The sequence below is a fragment of the Pseudomonas sp. Leaf15 genome (assembly GCF_001421425.1).
GTDB classification, from domain to species: domain Bacteria; phylum Pseudomonadota; class Gammaproteobacteria; order Pseudomonadales; family Pseudomonadaceae; genus Aquipseudomonas; species Aquipseudomonas salomonii.
In genome coordinates this window covers 417898-438338 of sequence record NZ_LMKI01000012.1, presented here as the reverse complement: position 1 = coordinate 438338, position 20441 = coordinate 417898, and the positions used below count along the sequence as shown (strand labels likewise).

The window sequence follows — 20441 nt, the reverse complement described above, 5'->3', positions numbered from 1 at the left end:
GCTTAAAGGGTCTCGGATCCGGTCAGGCGCTTGATGGTGCCGCGCAGGATGGGGCTTTCGGGTTGTTCCTTGAGGAATTTTTCCCAGATTTGTCGCGCTTCGCGCTGTTTGCCGTTGGCCCACAGCACTTCACCCAGGTGAGCGGCCACTTCCTGGTCCGGGAAGCGTTCGAGTGCCTGGCGCAGCAGGCGCTCGGCTTCGTCCAGGTTGCCCAGGCGGTAATTCACCCACCCCAGGCTGTCGAGCACGGCCGGGTCTTCCGGGTTGAGCTTGTGGGCTTGTTCGATCAGCACCTTGGCTTCGGCGTAACGCGTGGTGCGGTCCGACAGGGTGTAGCCCAGGGCGTTGAGCGCCATGGCGTTGTCCGGGTCGCGCTTGATGATCAGGCGCAGGTCTTTTTCCATCTGCGCCAGGTCATTGCGTTTTTCCGCCTGCATGGCGCGCGTATACAGCAGGTTCAAATCGTCGGGGTATTGCAGCAAGGCTTGTTGCAGCAATTTCCAGGCGCGTTCGCCCTGCTTGTTGGCCGACAGCGTCTCGGCCTGGATCAGGTACAGCTGGATCGCATAGTCCGGCTCGGCAGCGCGTGCCGCCGCCAGGCGTTTTTCGGCTTCGTCGGTGCGGCCGTTGCTCATCAGGATATCGGCCTGACGCAACTGGGCCGGCAGGTAGTCATTGCCGGGGCCGACCTGGGCGTATTCAAGCAGTGCAGCCTGCGGGTCGTTGCGTTCTTCAGCGATGCGGCCGAGGTTCAGGTGCGCCGAATCCACATGGCTTTCGCGCTCGATCAGCTCCTCCAGGTAACCCTTGGCCTCGTCCCAGGCCTTGGCTTCCAGGCACACCAGCGCCAGCGAATAACGCAACTCGTCGTCGTCAGGGTATTGCTGGACCAGGTTGGCAAACTGCACTTTGGCGTCTTCCATGCGGTCTTGCTCAACCAGCATGCGCGCATAGGTCAGCAGCAAACGCTTGTCGCCCGGGTACTTCTTGATGCTTTTTTCCAGCAGTGGAATCGCTTCCTTGCCGCGATTGAGGTTTTGCAGCAAGCGTGCGCGCAGCAGAATCGGGGCGATCTCGCCGTCTTCCGGCGGGTTCTGCTCCAGCAGCTTGAGGGCGGCGTCGGCTTCGTCATCCTGTTGCAGCAGCAAGGCTTTGCCGAAAATCAGCTGGCTGTTCTTCGGATGTTTTTGCAGCAGGCGGTCAAAACTTTTCATCAAGCCATTGCGCGTGTCCTGGTCGGTGTCGGCCGCCGACAGCGCGAGGAAGTCGAAATGCGTGTCGCCCTTGCCCTGCAAGACTTTCTCCATATAGACCATGGAGTCGTCATAACGCCCGGCGCGGGCCAGTTGCACAGCCGCCGCGCGTTGCGCCTCCAGGTCGTCCGGGGCGTTTTTCGCCCAGATCAGCGAGGTGTCCAGCGCGGCCTGGTCAGCGCCCAGGTATTCGGCGATGCGAAACGCACGCTCCGAAATGCCCGGGTCCTGGGTATTGATGGCCTGGGTCACGTAGTTATCCAGGGCAATATCGAAACGATTGCGCTGGCCAGCGAGTTCGGCGGTCAGCAGGCTATAGATCGTTTCTTCATTGAACGAGGAGTAAACCTTGGGCTTTTCAGGGGCTGGGGTGCTGTCTTCGACCGGCGGCGTACCGTCCGGCGACACGGGTGCCAAGGCCTGGCAGCCGCTGAGGAAGACAAAAGCAAGGAGCAACGCGGAAGATCTATTCATATAGGAAGAGGACGACTAACCTGCGGTCGGATCATCATGACACAAGCCTTCGGCCAAACATAACCGAGTCTCAGTGGGCGCCTTTATAGGCACAAGCTACTAGGACAATAGACGACGGTGGTTGTTCTGGATCTTTCGAAGTAGGACAATTGTCGGCTTCCCGACATCATCAGCGATATTGAATGGCCTTCCTCGCACTCGGTATTAACCACAAGACTGCAACCGTAGACGTGCGCGAGCGCGTGGCGTTTACGCCAGAGCAGTTGGTTGAGGCCTTGCAGCAGCTCTGCCGGCTCACCGACAGCCGCGAAGCTGCGATCCTTTCGACCTGCAATCGCAGCGAGCTTTATATAGAGCAGGAACATCTTTCGGCGGATGTGGTGCTGCGCTGGCTGGCCGATTATCACCATTTGGACCTCGACGACCTGCGCGCCAGTGCTTATGTGCATGAAGAGGATGCGGCAGTTCGTCACATGATGCGCGTCGCCGCAGGGCTCGACTCGCTGGTGTTGGGCGAACCACAAATCCTCGGCCAGATGAAATCCGCCTACGCCGTGGCCCGCGAGGCCGGCACCGTCGGCCCGTTACTTGGCCGTTTGTTCCAGGCCACGTTCAATTCGGCCAAGCAGGTGCGCACTGACACGGCCATCGGTGAAAACCCGGTGTCCGTCGCGTTCGCCGCCGTCAGCCTGGCCAAACAGATTTTCAGTGACTTGCAGCGCAGCCAGGCGCTGCTGATCGGCGCCGGTGAAACCATCACCCTGGTCGCCCGCCACCTGCACGACCTGGGCGTCAAGCGTATTGTGGTCGCCAACCGCACCCTGGAGCGCGCGAGCATCCTGGCCGAGCAGTTTGGCGCCCATGCTGTGTTGCTGTCGGACATCCCGGCCGAGCTGGTGCGCAGCGATATCGTCATCAGCTCCACCGCCAGCCAGCTGCCGATCCTGGGCAAAGGCGCGGTCGAGAGTGCATTGAAGCTGCGCAAGCACAAACCGATCTTCATGGTGGATATCGCCGTTCCCCGCGATATCGAACCTGAAGTCGGCGAGTTGGACGACGTTTACCTCTACAGCGTCGACGATCTGCACGAAGTGGTCGCCGAAAACCTCAAGAGTCGCCAGGGCGCCGCCCAGGCCGCCGAGGAAATGGTCAGCACCGGTGCCGAAGACTTTATGGTGCGCCTGCGTGAGCTGGCGGCGGTCGATGTGCTCAAGGCGTATCGTCAGCAGGGCGAACGCCTGCGTGATGAAGAATTGATCAAGGCCCAGCGTTTGCTGGCCAACGGCAGCAGCGCCGAAGAGGTGCTGATGCAACTGGCGCGTGGCTTGACCAACAAATTGCTCCACGCCCCCAGCGTTCAGTTGAAAAAGCTTACCGCCGAAGGCCGCCTCGATGCGCTGGCCATGGCCCAGGAACTCTTTGCCCTCGGTGAGGGCGCGTCAGATAGCTCTTCGGATAAAAAACCGCAATGAAAGCGTCACTGCTCAATAAACTGGACGTGCTCCAGGACCGTTTCGAAGAACTGACCGCCTTGCTCGGCGATGGCGAAGTCATCTCCGATCAGACCAAGTTTCGTGCCTATTCCAAGGAGTACGCCGAAGTTGAGCCTATCGTGGCCACCTATAAAAGCCTGATGAAAGTGCAGGCCGACCTCGAGGGCGCCCAGGCGCTGCTCAAGGACAGCGACCCGGACATGCGCGAAATGGCCGTGGAAGAAGTCCGCGAAGCCAAAGACAAGCTGGTGGAGCTCGAAGGCGACCTGCAACGCATGCTGTTGCCCAAAGACCCGAACGACGGACGCAACGTGTTCCTCGAAATCCGCGCCGGCACCGGTGGCGACGAGGCGGCAATCTTCTCCGGCGACCTGTTCCGTATGTATTCGCGCTACGCCGAGCGACGTGGCTGGCGGGTCGAGATTTTGTCCGAGAACATCGGTGAGCACGGCGGCTATAAAGAAGTCATCGCGCGGGTCGAAGGTGACAACGTCTACGGCAAGCTCAAATTCGAATCCGGCGTGCACCGCGTGCAGCGGGTTCCGGCAACTGAATCCCAGGGCCGTATCCACACTTCGGCATGCACCGTGGCCGTGTTGCCCGAGCCGGACGAGCAGGAAGCCATCGAGATCAACCCGGCAGACTTGCGTGTCGACACCTACCGCTCGTCGGGCGCCGGTGGTCAGCACGTGAACAAGACCGACTCGGCCATCCGCATTACCCACTTGCCATCGGGCATCGTGGTCGAGTGTCAGGAAGAACGTTCCCAGCACAAAAACCGTGCGCGGGCCATGTCCTGGCTGTCGGCCAAGCTCAACGACCAGCAGACCAGCGCCGCCGCCAATGCAATTGCCAGCGAGCGCAAGTTGCTGGTGGGCTCGGGTGACCGCTCCGAACGCATCCGTACCTACAACTTTGCCCAGGGCCGGGTCACCGACCACCGGGTCAACCTCACCCTGTATTCCCTCGACGAGATCCTCGCCGGTGGCGTTGACGCGGTAATCGAACCTTTGCTGGCCGAATACCAGGCCGATCAATTGGCGGCGATAGGTGAATAAATGACCATTATTGCCAGCCTCCTGCGCGCCGCCGACCTGCCAGACTCGCCCACCGCGCGGCTGGATGTGGAGCTGTTGCTGGCCGCTGCCTTGGGCAAATCGCGCAGCTACCTGCACACCTGGCCGGAAAAAATCGTCAGCAGCGAAGACGCGCTGACCTTTGCCGGTTACCTGCAGCGTCGTCGCACGGGTGAGCCGGTGGCCTACATCCTCGGCCAGCAGGGCTTCTGGAAGCTGGATTTGGAGGTCGCACCGCACACGCTGATTCCGCGCCCGGAAACCGAGTTGCTGGTCGAGGCAGCGCTGGAATTGCTGCCGGCCACGCCTGCCAGGGTGCTTGATCTTGGCACTGGCAGCGGCGCGATCGCCCTGGCCCTGGCCAGCGAACGCCCGGCCTGGCAGGTCACTGCGGTCGATCGTGTGCTCGAAGCTGTGGCCCTGGCCGAACGCAACCGCCAGCGCCTGCACCTGAAGAACGCCACGGTGTTGAACAGCCATTGGTTCAGCGCGTTGCAAGGCCAGCACTTCGACTTGATCATCAGCAACCCGCCTTACATTGCCGATAACGATCCCCATCTGGTGGCCGGCGATGTGCGCTTTGAGCCCGCCAGTGCCTTGGTGGCAGGCCATGATGGGCTGGACGATTTGCGGTTGATCATCGCCCAGGCCCCGGCCCACTTGAATGCCGGTGGCTGGTTGCTGCTCGAACACGGTTACGACCAGGCTGCGGCGGTACGTGATTTGTTGTCGGGTGAGGGCTTTGATGAGGTCCACAGCCGCATCGACCTCGGCGGCCACGAACGCATCACGTTGGGGCGCCGCCCGTGCTGACCGACCAGGAGCTGTTGCGCTATAGCCGACAGATTCTGTTGCAGCACGTCGACATCGACGGCCAATTGCGCCTGAAAAACGCCCGCGCGCTGATCGTCGGCCTCGGTGGGCTCGGCGCGCCGGTCGCGCTGTACCTGGCCGCCGCCGGTGTGGGTGAGTTGCACCTGGCAGACTTCGATACCGTCGACCTGACCAACCTGCAACGCCAGATCATCCACGACACCGACAGCGTCGGGCAGACCAAGGTCGACTCGGCCATGCGCCGCCTGGCCGCCATCAACCCGGAAATCGCGTTGGTCGCCCATCGCACTGCGCTGGATGCCGACTCACTCGCCGCCGCAGTGGCTGCGGTCGATGTGGTGCTCGATTGCAGTGACAACTTCTCTACCCGTGAGGCCGTAAACGCCGCATGCGTTGCAGCGGGCAAGCCTTTGGTCAGCGGCGCAGCCATTCGCCTGGAAGGCCAATTGTCGGTCTTCGACCCACGGCGCGCCGAAAGCCCGTGCTACCACTGTTTATATGGGCATGGCAGCGACACCGAACTGACCTGCAGCGAAGCCGGCGTAATCGGCCCGTTGGTCGGGCTGGTCGGTAGCCTGCAAGCACTGGAAGCCTTGAAGTTGCTGGCAGGTTTTGGTGAGCCGTTGGTGGGGCGTTTGCTACTGATCGATGCCTTGACCACGCGTTTTCGCGAGCTACGCGTCAAGCGCGACCCCGGCTGCAGCGTTTGCGGGACGGCCCATGGTTAAGGACGCGCCCATCGGTGTGTTCGATTCCGGCGTCGGCGGCCTGTCGGTGCTGGATGAAATTCAGCAACTGTTGCCCCATGAGTCGTTGTTATACGTGGCTGACGGCGGGCATATCCCCTACGGTGAAAAATCCCCGGCGTTCATTCTTGAACGTAGCCGTTTGGTCGCCGAGTTTTTCCGCGAAAAAGGCGCCAAAGCCTTTGTGATTGCCTGCAATACCGCAACCGTCGCCGCCGTGGCTGATTTGCGCCAGGACTATCCCGACTGGCCTCTGGTGGGCATGGAACCTGCGGTCAAACCGGCGGCGGCCGCCACCCGCAGCGGCGTGGTCGGCGTGCTGGCCACCACCGGCACCCTGCAAAGCGCCAAGTTCGCCGCGCTGCTCGATCGCTTCGCCACCGATGTGCGGGTGATTACCCAGCCGTGTCCGGGGTTGGTTGAACTGATCGAAACCGGTGACCTCAACAGTGCCGCACTGCGCCAGCTGTTGCAGGGCTATGTCACCCCGCTGCTCAGCGCAGGTTGCGACACCATCATCCTCGGCTGCACCCACTATCCCTTCCTCAAGCCGCTTCTGGCACAGATGCTTCCCCCCAGCATCGTCCTGATCGACACCGGCGCTGCCGTGGCCCGCCAGCTCAAGCGTCTGTTGGGCGAGCGTGACCTGCTGTCGCCTGGCAATCCTGAGTCAGCGCAGTTCTGGACCAGCGGCGACGTCGATCACCTAAGAAATATCCTACCGACACTCTGGAAATCTCCTGGCGTTGTGCGTAATTTTGGCTTGTGAAAAATTCGTGAAACATCGCGGTTAGAAGCTGAACTTCTGGCATCGCGCAAGCTTCTATAGCGTTAGCCTGTAAAAACCATACAACTTCGATCTCAAAGGATGTGCTCTTATGAAGCGCTTGTTCTGTTTGGCTGCGATTGCGGCCGCGGTGGTGGGACACTCAGTTTCGGCCCAGGCCGCCGGCCTGGAATTTGGGGTGGGGGGTACCAGCGATTCGACCATGACCTATCGGTTGGGGCTGACGTCGGATTGGGATAAAAGCTGGTGGCAGAGTGATACGGGCGGACTGACCGGCTATTGGAGTGGCGCTTACACTTACTGGGACGGCGACAAACGCGCGAGTGTCAGCAGCCTGTCGTTCTCGCCGGTGTTTGTGTATGAGTTTGCCGGGGAGAAGGTCAAGCCTTACATCGAAGCGGGTATCGGTGTGGCGGTGTTTTCACGCACGCGGGTTGAAGACAACAACATCGGCCAGGCCTTCCAGTTCGAAGACCGCCTGGGCTTTGGTTTGCGCTTTGCCGGCGGGCATGAAGTGGGCATACGTGCCACGCATTATTCCAATGCGGGCATCAGCAGCAATAACGACGGGGTAGAGAGCTACTCGTTGCACTACACCTACCCGTTGTAACGCTCAAGCCTGCGCCAAACCATGTGGGAGCTGGCTTGCCTGCGATGCAGACACCTCGGTTTATCAGTTACACCGAAGTGATGCTATCGCAGGCAAGCCAGCTCCCACATTTTATATTCGGCCACATGCTGGCTCAGCGATACGCCGTCGCAATGCCCTGGCGCTCTTCCAGGCACTCCGGCGCACCCATCTCGAATTCCCGACAGATCAACGGCCGTCGCTCGTAAATCGTGCACATCATCGTGTCCCGATCCAGCGCCGCGCACCAGCCGTCATCCAGGCGCAGCATCACTTCACCGCCCCAATCGTCGGTATCGATATAGCGTTCCGGCACGCCGGTGTCGGTGATCAGCATGACTTCCAGCTGGCAGCAGCAGGCTGCGCACGTCGAGCAGGTGACGGCGGGTTCGGTGATTTGAGTGTGGGGGATGTTGGTCATAGGCGCGCAGTGTAAGGCAAGCGCGCTACTTGCGTATGAATGCTCTGACGGACGTCAGTGCCCAAGCTGCCGCGCCACCCAGTGCAATACCGGGAACACCAGCGCCCAGAGCAACGCCAGGCCGATCAGCGTCAGCGGTGTGTCGTAGCCGAAACGCACACCGGCCAATTGGCTGCCGGCGTAGTAAGACAGTGGCCCACCCACCGCCCCCAACAGGCTGGCGCGCCACCAGGGTTGTGCACTCCAGGTTAGGCAATGGCGCAGCGTGGTGGCGAGCAGTGCCCAGAGCATGATCAGCCAGAAGGGAATCAGCGGCCCTGGAAAACCGAAGTGAAACACGCCAAAGGTGCGCAACAAGGTATCAACCACGGTGCCCAACAGGGTCACGGCCAGGATCACGTGGCCTTCTTCAGACCATGAGCTTGTCCACAGCAGGTGGATGACCAGCACGCCAGCGCTTACCCACAACCATTGGCTGTCACCGCCCAGCACACAGGCAAACCAGCCGCACTGGAACAGCGCGGCATTGGCCAGCGTTTTAAGCATCGAAACGCCCGAGCAACGGCGGGTTGATCGCCGCAGGCTTGGCCAGCAGCAACTGCGCGGTACCGATCGTTCGCTCCATAAACCCGCCTTCGCAGTAGCACAGGTAAAATTCCCACAGGCGCAGGAAGTACTCATCGTAGCCCAACTCGGCAAGACGGACGTGGGCGCGACGGAAGTTCTCATGCCACAGGCGCAGGGTGCGCGCGTAGTGCAAGCCGAAGTCTTCCATGTGCAGCAGGTTCATGTCGGTGTCGCGGCTGACGATCTGCAGCATGTTCTGCACAGAGGGCAGGGCGCCGCCGGGGAAAATGTAGCGCTGAATAAAGTCGACGCTGTTTTTGGCCTGCTCAAAACGCTGTTCACGAATGGTGATGGCTTGCAGCAGCATCAGCCCGTCGCTTTTGAGCAGGTGCGCGCATTGCTTGAAGTAGGTCGGCAGAAAGCGATGGCCCACCGCTTCGATCATCTCGATGGACACCAACTTGTCGTACTGGCCAGTCAGGTCGCGGTAGTCCTGCAGCAGCAGCGTCACCTGGTCCTTGAGCCCCAAGGCTTCGATGCGTTTTTCGGTGTAGGCGAACTGCTCTTTGGACAAGGTCGTGGTGGTGACCTTGCAGCCATAGTGCTGCGCCGCATACAGCGCCATGCTGCCCCAGCCGGTGCCGATTTCGAGCAAATGGTCGGTGGGTTTGAGCGCGAGCTTCTGGCAGATGCGTTCCAGTTTGTTCAGTTGCGCCTGTTCCAGGCTGTCGTCGGGGGTCAGAAACTGCGCCGCCGAATACATCATGGTCGGGTCGAGGAATTCCTCGAACAAGTCGTTGCCCAGGTCATAGTGGGCGGCGATGTTTTTCTGCGAGCCCTTGCGGGTGTTGCGGTTGAGCCAATGCAGGCCTTGGGTGAAGGGTCGCGCCAAGCGCGCCAGGCCGCCTTCCATGGCATCGAGCACATCAAGGTTGCTGACCATCACGCGCACCACGGCGGTGAGGTCCGGGCTGCTCCAGTAACCGTGGATGAACGCCTCGCCGGCGCCGATCGAACCGTTGGCCGCCACCAGGCCCCAGACTGCCGAATCGTGGACCTGGATTTCGCCCAACAGATGCGCTTCGCGTGCGCCGAACACCTGGCGTTCACCGTCTTCGATCACCACCAGTTGGCCGTGGCGCAGTTGGCTGAGCTGGCGCAGTACACCTTTGCGCAACAGCGCACTGGTCACGCCGTTGACGTTCAGGCGGTTGGTCTTGACCGATAAGCTAGGGGATTTCATGGTGGCGATCCTTGGTATACCCGACTGCGGTGCGAGAGGCGCCATCGGCGGCCTGATGGGAAAAAATCGGTGTGCGTTTGAGCAGCAGGCGCATGGCTTGCCAGTAAATTGCCAGGCAGGTCTTGGCGGTCATCCACGGAAAGCGCCACAGGTAGCGATGCAGGCTGGCGCGGGTCAGCGCTTCTTTTTGCAGGCTCAAGGTGGCGTCGAAGACCTTTTGCGTGCCCTGCCAATCGGCCATGTGCACGCCGAGTCTGTAGGCCGGCGGGCTGAAGCTCATGCGGTATTCCAGGTCGCGGGGTAAAAACGGCGACACATGGAACGCCTTGGCCACGGCGAAGTGCTGGTGTTCCTCGGCGTCGAGCGCCTGGGCCGGCAGCACATAGTGGTAGCGCTCGCGCCACGGGGTGTTGGTCACTTCACACAGGATCGCGGCCAGTTGCCCATCGGCCTCGAAGCAGTAGAAGAAACTCACCGGGTTAAAAGCCAGGCCCCAACTGCGGGCCTGGGTCAGTAGGCAGATAACGCCCCGGGGCTCGCGCCCCAGTGCCTTGCCGACTTCCTGGCGCACGGCATCGCTCAAGCTGATGCCGTGACGCGTAAATTCACGCAGGTAGTCCTGCTGGCGAAAGCCGAAGGGCGCCAGCCGGCTGTTGCCGGCCAGGGGCGAAAGCCCGAGCACTTCGTCTTGTTCGCTCAAGTCCAGGTACAGCAGGCCAATGCGGTAGCGAAAGGCGTGGGCCTTGGGCGCAAACCGGCGATGGGCGATCCAGCCGCTGTACAGGGCGCTGTTCATAGGGTTTCGCCAAAGGCCTGGGCCACGCGCAATGCGCTGGTCACGCCGTCTTCATGAAAGCCGTTGGCCCAGTAGGCGCCGCAATAAAAGGTGTGGCGCGCGCCGTGTAATTCTTCCCAGCGGTTTTGTGCCGCCACCGCTGCCAGACTGTATTGCGGATGCGCATAGGTGTAGCGCGCAAGGATCTTCAGCGGGTTGATCATCGGCGTCTGGTTGAGGCTGACGCAAAAAGTGGTGTCGCTGTGGATGCCTTGCAGGATGTTCATGTCGTAAGTGACGGCCGCCTGGGTTTGCGCGGTGCCGCTCAGGCGATAATTCCAGCTGGCCCAGGCCAGTTTGCGATCGGGCAGCAGGCGCGTGTCGGTGTGCAGCACCACGTCATTGTCGGCGTAGGGCAGGGCACCAAGAATGTCCTGCTCAGCCTGGCTCGGGTCGGCCAGTAACGCCAGGGCCTGGTCGCTGTGACAGGCGAACACCACGCGGTCGAAGGTCTCGCTGCCGGCGGGGCTGTGGATAACCACGCCGTCGCCTGTGCGTTCGACTTTATCCACAGGGCAATTGAGGCGGATCTGCTCGCGAAAACTGCGGGTCAGCGGTTCGATGTAGCTGCTTGAGCCGCCTTCGATCACGCACCATTGCGGCCGATTGTTCACCGACAGCAAGCCGTGGTTCTTGAAAAACCGCACAAAGAACTGCAACGGGAAACCGAGCATGTCCGCCAGGGACATCGACCAGATCGCCGCGCCCATCGGCACGATGTAATGGCGGATAAAGCGTGGGCCATAACCGCCGGCTTCCAGGTAGTCGCCCAGGGTCATGTCGGCACTGATGCGTTGCTCTTGCAGGTCCAGCGGTGCCTGGCGGTTAAAGCGCAGAATGTCGCGCAACATGCCCCAGAACCCCGGCGAGAGAATATTGCGGCGCTGGGCAAACAGGCTATTGAGGTTATTACCGTTGTACTCGAAGCCAGCGTTCTGGTCGCACACCGAGAAGCTCATCTCGGTGGGTTTGAACGTCACGCCAATCTGCCCGAGCAGACGGATGAAATTAGGGTAGGTCCAGTCGTTGAACACGATAAAACCGGTGTCCACGGCATAGGGTTTCCCTTCGACCGTGACGTTGACCGTGTGGGTATGCCCACCAATGCGCTCGCCCGCCTCAAACAGCGTGATGTCGTGGCGCCGGCTGAGCAGGTAAGCGCTGGTCAGCCCGGCGATACCGCTGCCGATGATGGCGATCTTCACAGGTCGTCCTTCTTCGGTGGCGGGCTGCGCAGCATGCGTTTGCCGATAATCAGTTGCGCGCGGTTGGGCAGCTTCGACAATGGCCACAGGGTGGCGATAAACATCGCCGGGAAGGCGATTTCCAGCGGGCGTTTTTCCAGCTTGGCGAAGATATGCCTGGCAGCCTTCTCGGCGGACCAGCTCAGCGGCATCGGGAAATCATTGCGTTCGGTCAGTGGCGTATCGACAAAACCGGGGCTGATCACCGTGACGTCGATGTTCTCCGGCGACAGGCTGATGCGCAGCGATTCGAACAGGTAACGCAGCCCGGCCTTGGACGCGCCATAGGCTTCGGCGCGCGGCATTGGCAGGTAGGTCACGGCGCTGGCGACGCCCACCAGATGTGGGGTGAGCCCTTTGCGCAACAGCGGCAGTGCAGCTTCGATGCAATAGCTGCTGGCAAGCAGGTTGGTACGCACCACGTGCTCGACGATGGAGGAATCGAATTGCCGGGCGTCGACATACTCACAGGTGCCGGCGTTGAGGATCACCGTATCCAGTGAGCCCCAGACTTCGCCGATGTGTTCGCCGATCTCGCGCACGGTCTGGCTGTTGGTCAGGTCGCCGGCCACCACCAGCACTTGGCCTGGATAACGCTGGGCGAACGCTTCGAGCGGGCCTTTGCTGCGCGAGCTGAGCGCCACATGCGCGCCACTGTTGAGCAGCTCGACGGCCAGAGCGGCACCGATGCCACTGCTGGCACCGGTCAACCAATAACGGCGGGGCGGTACAAGGCTCATCCCATTCTCCTTTTTAGCCAACTGACCACAGGGCCGACTACCGGTAAGTGTTCATAGAGCAACGCGCCCGCATCGAAATAATCGCGATGGCGGTAGACCTTGTCGCGCCACATCAGGTGCGAGCAACCTTCCACCCGGATCACCTTGCCACTGGCCAGGCGCGGGTGGCAAAAGCTCATTTTCCAGCGCAGGTAGCCTTCACCTTCGGCGACCTGGTCGAAGCCGTGGAAGTCAAAACGCAACTGGCTGATGTTGCTGTACATCTGGGCGAAGTAACCGCGCAAAGCAGGCAGCCCGTGCACTTCGTGCAGCGGATCGGTGAAGGCGATGTCCTGGCTGTACAAGCTGTCGAGCAGGTGCAGGTTGTGCTTGTCCAGCGTGGTAAAGGCTTGGGCGAACCGCTGCAGGAAGTCACTCATGTTCGGCGACCTCCTGGCGTGAAGGCAGGTTGCGAAAGGCGGCGAGGGCACGCTCGCGGGATTGTTTCAGGTCGACAATCGAACGTGGGTAATCGGCCACGCCAAACAAGCCACCGGCGGCTTCGGGGTTGTGCACTTCTTTCTTGTTCAGCGCCGCCAGCTCCGGCAGCCAGTGCTTGATGAACAGCCCTTCGCTGTCGAACTTTTCCGACTGGCTCAACGGGCTGAAAATCCGGAAATACGGCGCCGAGTCGGTGCCGGTGGACGAGCTCCACTGCCAGCCGCCGTTATTGGCGGCCAGGTCGCCGTCGATCAAGTGGCGCATGAAGAAGCGCTCACCTTCGCGCCAGTCGATCAGCAGGTTCTTGGTCAAAAACATCGCCACCACCATGCGCAGGCGGTTGTGCATCCAACCGGTTTCCAGCAGTTGGCGCATGGCCGCGTCAATAATCGGCAGGCCGGTGCGCCCTTGCTGCCAGGCGGCCAAGTCCTTGGGCGCATCGCGCCAGGCCAGTGCCTCGGTTTCGGGGCGGAACGCGCGGTGGCGCGACACCCGTGGGTAACCGACCAGAATGTGTTTGTAGAACTCGCGCCACAGCAACTCGTTGATCCAGGTGATGGCGCCGATATCGCCGCTTTCGAACTCGCCCTGGTTGGTTTGCAGGGCGGCGTGCAGGCACTGGCGCGGTGAAACCACACCGGCGGCGAGGTAGGCCGAGAGCTGGCTGGTACCGGGTTTGGCCGGGAAGTCGCGTTCGTCTTTGTAGTAGCTGATCTGTTGGTCGGCGAAGGCGTCAAGGCGACGACGGGCTTCTTCTTCACCGGCGGGCCAGAGGGCGCGCAGGGTGTCGGTGGGTGTTTCGAAACCGTCGACCTGATCCGGGATGGCGTCGCTGTTCACCTTCAGCGGTGCCTGTTGTTGCGGCGTGGCCACCAGGCGCGGCAAGGCGCTGTGCAGGCGGCTGTAGCAGACCTTGCGGAACTGACTGAATACCTGGAAGTAAGTACCGGTTTTGGTCAGCACGCTGCCAGGTTGGAAAAGCAGTTGGTCGAGGTAGCTGTGGAACGTCACACCGTCAGCCTCCAGGGCCTTGGCCACGGCCACATCACGACGGCTCTCATGAATGCCGTATTCCTCGTTGACGTGCACCGAGTCCACCGCCAGTTCCCCGCACAGTTTGCCCAGCACGGCGGGCGCCTGGTCCCAGGTGTCGGCGGTGCGAATCAGCAAGGGAATGTTCAGTTCGCCAAGGGCCTGGCTCAGGTGCTTGAGGTTACGCAGCCAGAAATCGACTTTGCAGGGTGCATCATCATGGGCCAGCCATTGCTGCGGGGTGATCAGGTACACGGCGACAACCGGGCCGCGCTGGCAGGCGGCGGCGAGGGCGGTGTTGTCGTGCAGGCGCAAGTCGGTGCGCAGCCAGATCAAATGCATTTAGACAATTCCACGCTGGATCAATAACTGGTGGGCCGACAACGGGTCTTCGGCCACGAACAATTCAGGAGTGTCACGGGTTAATACGGCTAACTCGTCCTGGTGGATGCATACCGTTGGTCCGGCAATCAAAATTGGGCAATTGATGCCGCCTAAAAGTTTGCCGAGTGCCGACAGGTGGAGGGCTTTGCTTGAATAAAGCAGCACCGCGCGCGGTTGCAGGTGTTCTACCGCCAGGGTCAGTTCGCCGGTCGGCAAAGGCCAATCAAAAACCTCCACAGGGCAGTCGGCGCTGCTGGCCAGCCAGGCGCTGAGCCACAGGTGCGGCTCCAGCGGCACGTCGGACTGGTTGACCAGCAGCAGCGGTGCGCCCTGGAGCTGGCGGTTGTTGTGGTAAATGCGCGCGCCGAACTTGCTGCGCAGCCAGGACAGAAAAAACACCCGCTCCATTTGTGCGCCGAACTGGCCTTGCCAGCGCTGCTCCAGCGCGGTGAGCAGCGGCAGCATCAATTGCTCACACAAGGTGCGCGGCGGGTACAGCGCCATGGCCTGGTTGAACAGGTCGTCGACCCGGCGTTCGGCCAATTCGCTGATTGCGCTGAGCAGTTTATGACGCAGCACATGCCATTCATTTTCGACGCTGTCGGGGCTGGCCTGGGCGGAGTCGATCAAACCTTTGACCTGGCTGACCGGCACGCCACGGTTGAGCCAGGTCAGAATGGTGTGGATGCGTTGCACATGTTCGGCGCTGAACAGCCGATGGCCCTTGGGTGTGCGCTGGGGCACGATCAAGCCATAACGGCGCTCCCAGGCGCGCAGGGTCACGGCGTTGACGCCGGTCTGGCGCGCCACTTCGCGAATCGGCAGCCAGCCGTCTTCGATGGCTTGGGCGATGTCTTCGACAGGGTCGTCTTGCAGGGCAGGTGTCATGGTCTAGATCGCATTACGCAGGCTGAGGTTTTCCGGGTGCGGCTGCAGGTAAGCCTGCTGCGCGATGTAGCGGTCCGGGTGTTGGCGAAAGTGATGTTTGAGCAAGGTCAGCGGCACCACCAACGGCACGATGCCGGTGCGGTATTGGCCGATGACGGTTTGCATTTCCTGCTTGTCATCGGCGCTGATGGCCTGCTTGAGGTAGCCGCTGATATGTTGCAGCACATTGGTGTGGGTGCCGCGGGTGGCGCATTTTTTCAGGCCGGTCATCAACTCGCTGAAATAGCAGGCGGCCAGTTCATCCAGGTTGGTGTCCTTGCCCATGCTGCCGAGCAGGTGGCCAAGGCTTTTGTAATGCACGGGGCTGTGGGCCATCAGCAGGTATTTGTAGCGCGCGTGGAACGCCAGCAGGCGGTGGCGGGTGAGGCCCTCGGCCAGCAGGTGTTGCCAGCTGGCGTACACGAACACGCGGGTGAGGAAGTTCTCGCGCAGCACCGGGTCATTCAGCCGGCCGTCTTCTTCCACCGGCAGGTTGGGGTGGCGTGCGCAAAACGCCTGGGCATAAATGCCGCGCCCGCCGCCATCGACGGGCGTGCCGTTGTCGCGGTAGACCTTGACCCGCTCCAGCCCGCACGACGGCGACTTCTGCATGAAGATGTAGCCGCACAGGTCTGTGTGTTCCACCGCCATCTGCTGGCCGTAATCGTCCAGTGGCTGCGTCACATTGAGTTCAGGGTGCACGGTGCCGACGGCCTGCGGGTGGGCGGGGTCGCCCACCAGGCGAATCGGTTCGCGGGGGATGCCCAGGCCAATTGCCACTTCGGGGCACAACGGCACGAAGTCGAAATAGTCGGCGAGGGTTTGGCTGCACAGCAGGGATTGTTTGTGTCCGCCGTTGAAGCGCACGTTCTCGCCGAGTAGGCAGGCACTGATGGCGATCTTCGGTTTTGCGCTGCTGGACATGCTCAACCCTCTGCGAAATTCCTATACAGATTTATAATTCTGTACAACTAAATCTCATCATAGGTTTGATGCTGTACAAGTCAAATTATTTGTATAAGTTTTTTCGGCGCCCGCTATTTCCAGCCCATGCGCCAGTCTTCGGCATTTTGCAGGGTTTGCCAGGGGAGGCGTTCGGCGCGGCGGGTCATGACCGCTTGCAGTTCGATTTCGAGCACGGTGCCTTCGTCATCACGAAACAGCTCGGTGACCAGAAAGTGTTTTTCCTTGTTGCGCGGGCGTGCAGCTGTCCACTTCGACAACAGCAATTTCTTCGGGTTGAGGCGGTTCATTGCAGGTGTTCGATCAGGCGGCGTGCAGCTTCCTGGCCGCTGAGCCACGCGCCTTCGACCCGCCCGGACAGGCACCAGTCACCGCACACGTACAAGCCCAGGTCGGCGTCGGCCAACACGCCGAATTCATGCCGCTCCGACGGCCTGGCGTAGAGCCAGCGATGGGCCAGGCTGAAGGACGGCGCAGGCATGGCGCTGTGCAGCAGTTCGGCGAAGGCGCCGTGCAGGTGTTCAATCACCGCCTCTTTGGGCAGGTCGAGGTTGGCCTTGCTCCAGGCGCTGGTGGCGTGCAGTACCCAGGTGTCGAGGGTGGCGTCGCGCCCGGGTTTGCTGCGGTTGCGCGCCAGCCAGTCGAGCGGGCTGTCTTGCACAAAGCAGCCTTGCATTGGCGTATCCAGCGGCGTGTCGAAGGCGAGGGCGACGGCCCAGGTCGGGTCCATCTTTACCCCGGCGGCGGCGCTTGCCAGCTTGGGCGCGGCAGCCAGCAGGGCGGTGGCCTGGGGCGCCGGCGTGGCAATCACCACGTGGCTGAACGGGCCATGATTGCCGCCGTCGGCGTCCAGCAGGTTCCAGTGCTGTTTGCCTTGGAACACTTCGGTGATGCGGCAGCCGAACTCCACCGGCAAGTCATCAAGCAGCGCGCGGGTAATAGCGCTCATGCGCGGCGTGCCGACCCAGCGGATCTGCTCGTCGGGGGAGGGCGTAAGCTGGCCGGACTTGAAGTTGTACAGCTGCGGTTTCCACTGTTCGGCCCAGCCATTGCTTTGCCAGCGCTGCACTTCGTTGACGAAGCGCCGGTCGCGGGCCGTGAAGTATTGCGCGCCCATGTCCAGGGCACCGGCATCGCTGCGCTTGCTGGACATGCGGCCGCCACTGCCACGGCTTTTATCGAAGATTTGTACAACGTGCCCCGCGTCTCGTAACGCTCGGGCGGCGGAAAGACCGGCGATGCCGGTGCCGATGATCGCGATGGGAACAGTCATGGGGGGCCTCGTTTTACCTTTGAGTACAGACTACGCCGACACCCATAGCTGTACAATATTGTTTTTTGGTATAAGTTTTGGCGTACCTGTTCTAACGGCGTGACCTATTGTTAAGCGTGAGGGGTTAAGGGTGAGGCTTGAATCGGCCTCTGAAACCAACGTAACGCCCAATTACAAAAGATCCCTGCTTATTAAAATAGACTAGCGATGGGCGGCAAACGTTACATGAGGAGAAACCCATGCATATTTTGCTGACCGGCGGTACGGGCTTGATCGGTCGCCAACTCTGCCTGCACTGGCTGGCCCAGGGGCATCGCCTGACGGTGTGGAGCCGCGAGCCGGATACCGTGGCCAAATGGTGCGGTGCCGAGGTGCTCGGCGTTGGCCGCTTGCAGGACGTGATCGGCACTGTGGATGCGGTGGTCAACCTGGCCGGCGCGCCGATTGCCGATCGCCCGTGGACCAAAAAGCGCAAGGCATTGCTGTGGAGCAGCCGCATCAGCCACACCGAAACGTTGCTGGCTTGGATGCAAGGCCTGGCGCAAAAGCCGGCGGTGCTGATTTCCGGCTCGGCAGTGGGCTGGTACGGCGACGGTGGCGAGCGCGAACTGACCGAAGCCAGCGGCCCGGTGCAGGACGATTTCCCCAGCCAGCTGTGCATCGCCTGGGAAGAAACCGCGTTGCGCGCCGAAGCCTTCGGCACCCGCGTGGTGCTGGTGCGCACGGGCCTGGTGTTGTCGGCCAAGGGCGGCTTTTTGTCGCGGCTGCTGCTGCCATTCAAACTGGGGCTGGGCGGGCCGATCGGTAATGGTCGGCAGTGGATGCCGTGGGTCCATATCAAAGATCAAATCGCCCTGATTGATTTTCTTCTGCACAACGGCGATGCCGGCGGTCCTTATAATGCCTGCGCGCCACACCCGGTACGTAATAGCGAGTTCGCCAAAACCTTGGGCCAGGTGCTGCACCGCCCAGCGTTCATGCCAATGCCGGCGTTTGCCTTGAAAGTCGGCCTGGGCGAGTTGTCCGGGTTGCTGCTGGGCGGGCAGAAGGCCGTCCCCGAACGGTTGCTGGCCGCCGGTTTCACTTTTCAGTTCACTGAGTTGCACGCGGCCCTGGAAGATTTATCCAGCCGCCTCTAGCCATAGGATGTTGCATGACGGATCACGCGTTGTTACTGGTCAATCTGGGTTCACCGGCCTCCACTTCGGTGGCCGATGTGCGCAGCTACCTTAATCAGTTCCTGATGGACCCTTACGTGATCGACCTGCCGTGGCCGGTGCGGCGCTTGCTGGTGTCGTTGATCCTGATCAAGCGCCCTGAGCAATCGGCGCATGCCTACGCCTCGATCTGGTGGGAAGAGGGTTCGCCGCTTGTGGTCCTGAGCCGTCGCTTGCAAGCGCAAATGACCCAGCAGTGGACCCACGGCCCGGTGGAGTTGGCGATGCGCTACGGCGAGCCGTCGCTTGAAACCACCCTCACGCGGCTCGCGGCCCAGGGCATTCAAAAAGTCACCCTGGCGCCGTTGTATCCGCAGTTCGCTGACAGCACCGTGACCACGGTGATCGAAGAAGCCAAGCGTGTGGTCCGCGACAAGAAGCTCAACGTGCAGTTTTCTATCTTGCAGCCGTTCTACGATCAGCCGGAATACCTCGACGCCTTGGTCGACAGCGCCCGGCCGTACGTGGCGCAGGCATTCGATCACTTGTTGCTGAGCTTCCATGGATTGCCTGAGCGCCATCTGAAAAAACTCGACCCCACAGGCCAGCATTGCTTCAAGGATGCTGATTGCTGCAAGAACGCTTCGCCCGAGGTGCTTGCCACCTGCTACCGCGCCCAGTGCTTCAGCGTGGCGCGCGACTTTGCCGCGCGCATGGGCTTGCCGGAGGGCAAGTGGTCGGTGGCGTTCCAGTCACGGCTGGGCCGCGCCAAGTGGATCGAACCTTACACCGAGGCCCGCCTGGAAGCCTTGGCCCAGCAAGGTGTGAAAAAGCTGCTGGTGATGTGCCCGGCGTTTGTCGCCGATTGCATCGAGACACTGGAGGAAATTGGCGATCGCGGGTTGGAGCAGTTCCGCGAGGCAGGGGGCGAGGAGTTGGTGTTGGTGCCGTGCTTGAACGATGACCCGCAGTGGGCGTTGGCGCTCAATACGCTGTGCGAGCGGGCGCCAGTAGCGCTGTAACCCAAGTGTCGAAACGATAGAGGTCAATTGTGGGAGCCGGGCTTGCCCGCGATGGCGATTTGTCAGTCGACATATTGGGTGACTGATAGGCCGCTATCGCGGGCAAGCCCGCTCCCACAGTGTTTTGTAGTGTTTATTCGTGGTGCGGTTCGCCGAGGAACGTCAGCGAAGTAAACAGCCCGCGCGTGGCCACGTCGGCGTTGTCCTTGAGCGCAATCTCCACCTGTGCAGCAATCACATTCAGCCCTTCATTACGCACCAGCACCTGAGCGCGGCCGTCCTTGTCGGTCTCGGTGCTCACGGTGTTCGGCGCATTGCGGTAATCACCTACCAGCTTGATACCCGCCGCAGGCTTGCCGTCCAGCAGCACCCGCACCGGCAGTGACTTGCCTGGCCCTACGGTCAGCGGGTCGACTTCCGGCAGGATCAGCAGCTTGATCTGATCCAGCTTGGGCAGCTTCGCCCCCGGCTGGTAAATCGCCAGGCTGTATTTGAAGGTCTGGGTCGATTGAATCGCCCCCGGCACTTGGCTGCGGCCCTGGTTGACCCACTTTTTGTCTGGCGTCTGCGACCACATGCCGTTGTCCAGGGCCACGGCCATCACGGCCGGTGATTTGAGCGGCTTTAGGCGCGCGTGGTCGGGCAGGCGCTCCACGGTCACCGGGATCATCTTGCCGCCCGCGTCATACGCCCAGGCACCGCTGATTTTCTGTGCCTTGAACGCGTTGTCCTCGGCACCGTGGCCGTAGATTACTTCGATATTGCCGCGCCGCTGTTCGGTCCACAGGCCGTGGGCCGAGACTTGGCTGGCAAACAGCAGGCCGATCACGGCCAGGGATTTGAAGGCTTGCATGTTGACGTC

General features: G+C 61.4%; 22 protein-coding genes. 8 read left to right on the top strand and 14 right to left on the bottom strand.

All coding sequences use genetic code 11. The annotated features are described in order from the left end of the window. Positions 1–2 precede the first annotated feature (2 nt). On the bottom strand, positions 3–1727 hold the full coding sequence (locus tag ASE80_RS12360) for a tetratricopeptide repeat protein (protein WP_056859136.1): 1725 nt from the start codon (positions 1725–1727) through the stop codon (positions 3–5). A 182-nt stretch (positions 1728–1909) separates the two neighbouring features. Here ASE80_RS12360 and hemA point away from each other — a divergent pair, with 182 nt between their 5' ends. The 6 genes from hemA to ASE80_RS12330 all read left to right on the top strand — a co-directional run bounded on the left by hemA (position 1910) and on the right by ASE80_RS12330 (position 7273). Then, positions 1910–3199, top strand: coding sequence for a glutamyl-tRNA reductase (gene hemA, locus ASE80_RS12355; protein WP_056859135.1), 1290 nt, complete (start codon positions 1910–1912; stop codon positions 3197–3199). Then, positions 3196–4278, top strand: coding sequence for a peptide chain release factor 1 (gene prfA / locus ASE80_RS12350; protein ID WP_056859134.1), 1083 nt, complete (start codon positions 3196–3198; stop codon positions 4276–4278). Before hemA ends, prfA begins: the two co-directional genes overlap by 4 nt. Next, positions 4279–5109 (top strand): peptide chain release factor N(5)-glutamine methyltransferase, encoded by an 831-nt coding sequence (prmC, locus tag ASE80_RS12345; protein WP_056859133.1) that lies wholly within the window; start codon positions 4279–4281, stop codon positions 5107–5109. After that, positions 5103–5858: a molybdopterin-synthase adenylyltransferase MoeB gene (locus tag ASE80_RS12340; RefSeq protein WP_056859132.1), complete on the top strand. Its 756-nt coding sequence runs from the start codon at positions 5103–5105 to the stop codon at positions 5856–5858. The genes prmC and ASE80_RS12340 overlap by 7 nt, the downstream gene beginning before the upstream one ends. Continuing rightward, positions 5851–6645 carry a glutamate racemase gene (gene murI / locus ASE80_RS12335; RefSeq protein ID WP_056859131.1) on the top strand — a complete coding sequence of 265 codons (795 nt, stop codon included), beginning with the start codon at positions 5851–5853 and terminating at the stop codon, positions 6643–6645. The genes ASE80_RS12340 and murI overlap by 8 nt, the downstream gene beginning before the upstream one ends. A 109-nt stretch (positions 6646–6754) precedes the next feature. Next, entirely contained in the window at positions 6755–7273 is a 519-nt protein-coding gene (locus ASE80_RS12330) for an acyloxyacyl hydrolase (protein ID WP_056859130.1), read from the top strand. Positions 7274–7406: 133 nt separating this feature from the next. On the opposite strand, the gene ASE80_RS12325 is transcribed toward ASE80_RS12330, so the two are convergent. From ASE80_RS12325 to ASE80_RS12270, 12 genes are all read right to left on the bottom strand, one after another. Beyond that, positions 7407–7712: a YkgJ family cysteine cluster protein gene (locus ASE80_RS12325; RefSeq protein ID WP_056859129.1), complete on the bottom strand. Its 306-nt coding sequence runs from the start codon at positions 7710–7712 to the stop codon at positions 7407–7409. Positions 7713–7766: 54 nt separating this feature from the next. After that, positions 7767–8258, bottom strand: coding sequence for a DUF2878 domain-containing protein (locus ASE80_RS12320; RefSeq protein ID WP_056859128.1), 492 nt, complete (start codon positions 8256–8258; stop codon positions 7767–7769). Then, positions 8251–9522: an SAM-dependent methyltransferase gene (locus tag ASE80_RS12315; protein ID WP_056859127.1), complete on the bottom strand. Its 1272-nt coding sequence runs from the start codon at positions 9520–9522 to the stop codon at positions 8251–8253. Before ASE80_RS12315 ends, ASE80_RS12320 begins: the two co-directional genes overlap by 8 nt. Further along, on the bottom strand, positions 9509–10318 hold the full coding sequence (locus ASE80_RS12310; protein WP_056859126.1) for a DUF1365 domain-containing protein: 810 nt from the start codon (positions 10316–10318) through the stop codon (positions 9509–9511). Before ASE80_RS12310 ends, ASE80_RS12315 begins: the two co-directional genes overlap by 14 nt. Further along, on the bottom strand, positions 10315–11562 hold the full coding sequence (locus ASE80_RS12305) for an NAD(P)/FAD-dependent oxidoreductase (protein ID WP_056859125.1): 1248 nt from the start codon (positions 11560–11562) through the stop codon (positions 10315–10317). Before ASE80_RS12305 ends, ASE80_RS12310 begins: the two co-directional genes overlap by 4 nt. After that, positions 11559–12341, bottom strand: coding sequence for an SDR family NAD(P)-dependent oxidoreductase (locus tag ASE80_RS12300; protein ID WP_056859124.1), 783 nt, complete (start codon positions 12339–12341; stop codon positions 11559–11561). The genes ASE80_RS12305 and ASE80_RS12300 overlap by 4 nt, the downstream gene beginning before the upstream one ends. After that, positions 12338–12760 (bottom strand): nuclear transport factor 2 family protein, encoded by a 423-nt coding sequence (locus ASE80_RS12295; RefSeq protein WP_056859123.1) that lies wholly within the window; start codon positions 12758–12760, stop codon positions 12338–12340. The genes ASE80_RS12300 and ASE80_RS12295 overlap by 4 nt, the downstream gene beginning before the upstream one ends. Next, positions 12753–14195: a deoxyribodipyrimidine photo-lyase gene (phrB, locus tag ASE80_RS12290; RefSeq protein WP_056859122.1), complete on the bottom strand. Its 1443-nt coding sequence runs from the start codon at positions 14193–14195 to the stop codon at positions 12753–12755. Before phrB ends, ASE80_RS12295 begins: the two co-directional genes overlap by 8 nt. After that, entirely contained in the window at positions 14196–15125 is a 930-nt protein-coding gene (locus ASE80_RS12285) for a MerR family transcriptional regulator (RefSeq protein WP_056859121.1), read from the bottom strand. A gap of 3 nt (positions 15126–15128) precedes the next feature. Further along, the gene (locus ASE80_RS12280; RefSeq protein WP_056859120.1) at positions 15129–16088 is read right to left on the bottom strand and encodes a YbgA family protein; all 960 of its coding nucleotides are present in this window, start codon (positions 16086–16088) and stop codon (positions 15129–15131) included. Between the two features lie 113 nt (positions 16089–16201). Beyond that, on the bottom strand, positions 16202–16417 hold the full coding sequence (locus ASE80_RS12275) for a TIGR02450 family Trp-rich protein (RefSeq protein WP_056859119.1): 216 nt from the start codon (positions 16415–16417) through the stop codon (positions 16202–16204). Then, a complete protein-coding gene (locus ASE80_RS12270; protein WP_056859118.1) occupies positions 16414–17400 on the bottom strand; it encodes an NAD(P)/FAD-dependent oxidoreductase in 987 nt (328 codons plus the stop codon). Before ASE80_RS12270 ends, ASE80_RS12275 begins: the two co-directional genes overlap by 4 nt. A 239-nt stretch (positions 17401–17639) precedes the next feature. On the opposite strand from ASE80_RS12270, the gene ASE80_RS12265 reads away from it, so the two are divergent. Beyond that, positions 17640–18539 carry a TIGR01777 family oxidoreductase gene (locus tag ASE80_RS12265; protein ID WP_056859117.1) on the top strand — a complete coding sequence of 300 codons (900 nt, stop codon included), beginning with the start codon at positions 17640–17642 and terminating at the stop codon, positions 18537–18539. Positions 18540–18553: 14 nt separating this feature from the next. Next, on the top strand, positions 18554–19579 hold the full coding sequence (hemH, locus tag ASE80_RS12260) for a ferrochelatase (RefSeq protein ID WP_056859116.1): 1026 nt from the start codon (positions 18554–18556) through the stop codon (positions 19577–19579). Positions 19580–19712: 133 nt separating this feature from the next. Here the strand turns inward: hemH and ASE80_RS12255 are convergent, their stop codons facing one another. After that, positions 19713–20432 carry a DUF4198 domain-containing protein gene (locus ASE80_RS12255; protein WP_056859115.1) on the bottom strand — a complete coding sequence of 240 codons (720 nt, stop codon included), beginning with the start codon at positions 20430–20432 and terminating at the stop codon, positions 19713–19715. Positions 20433–20441: the final 9 nt, after the last annotated feature.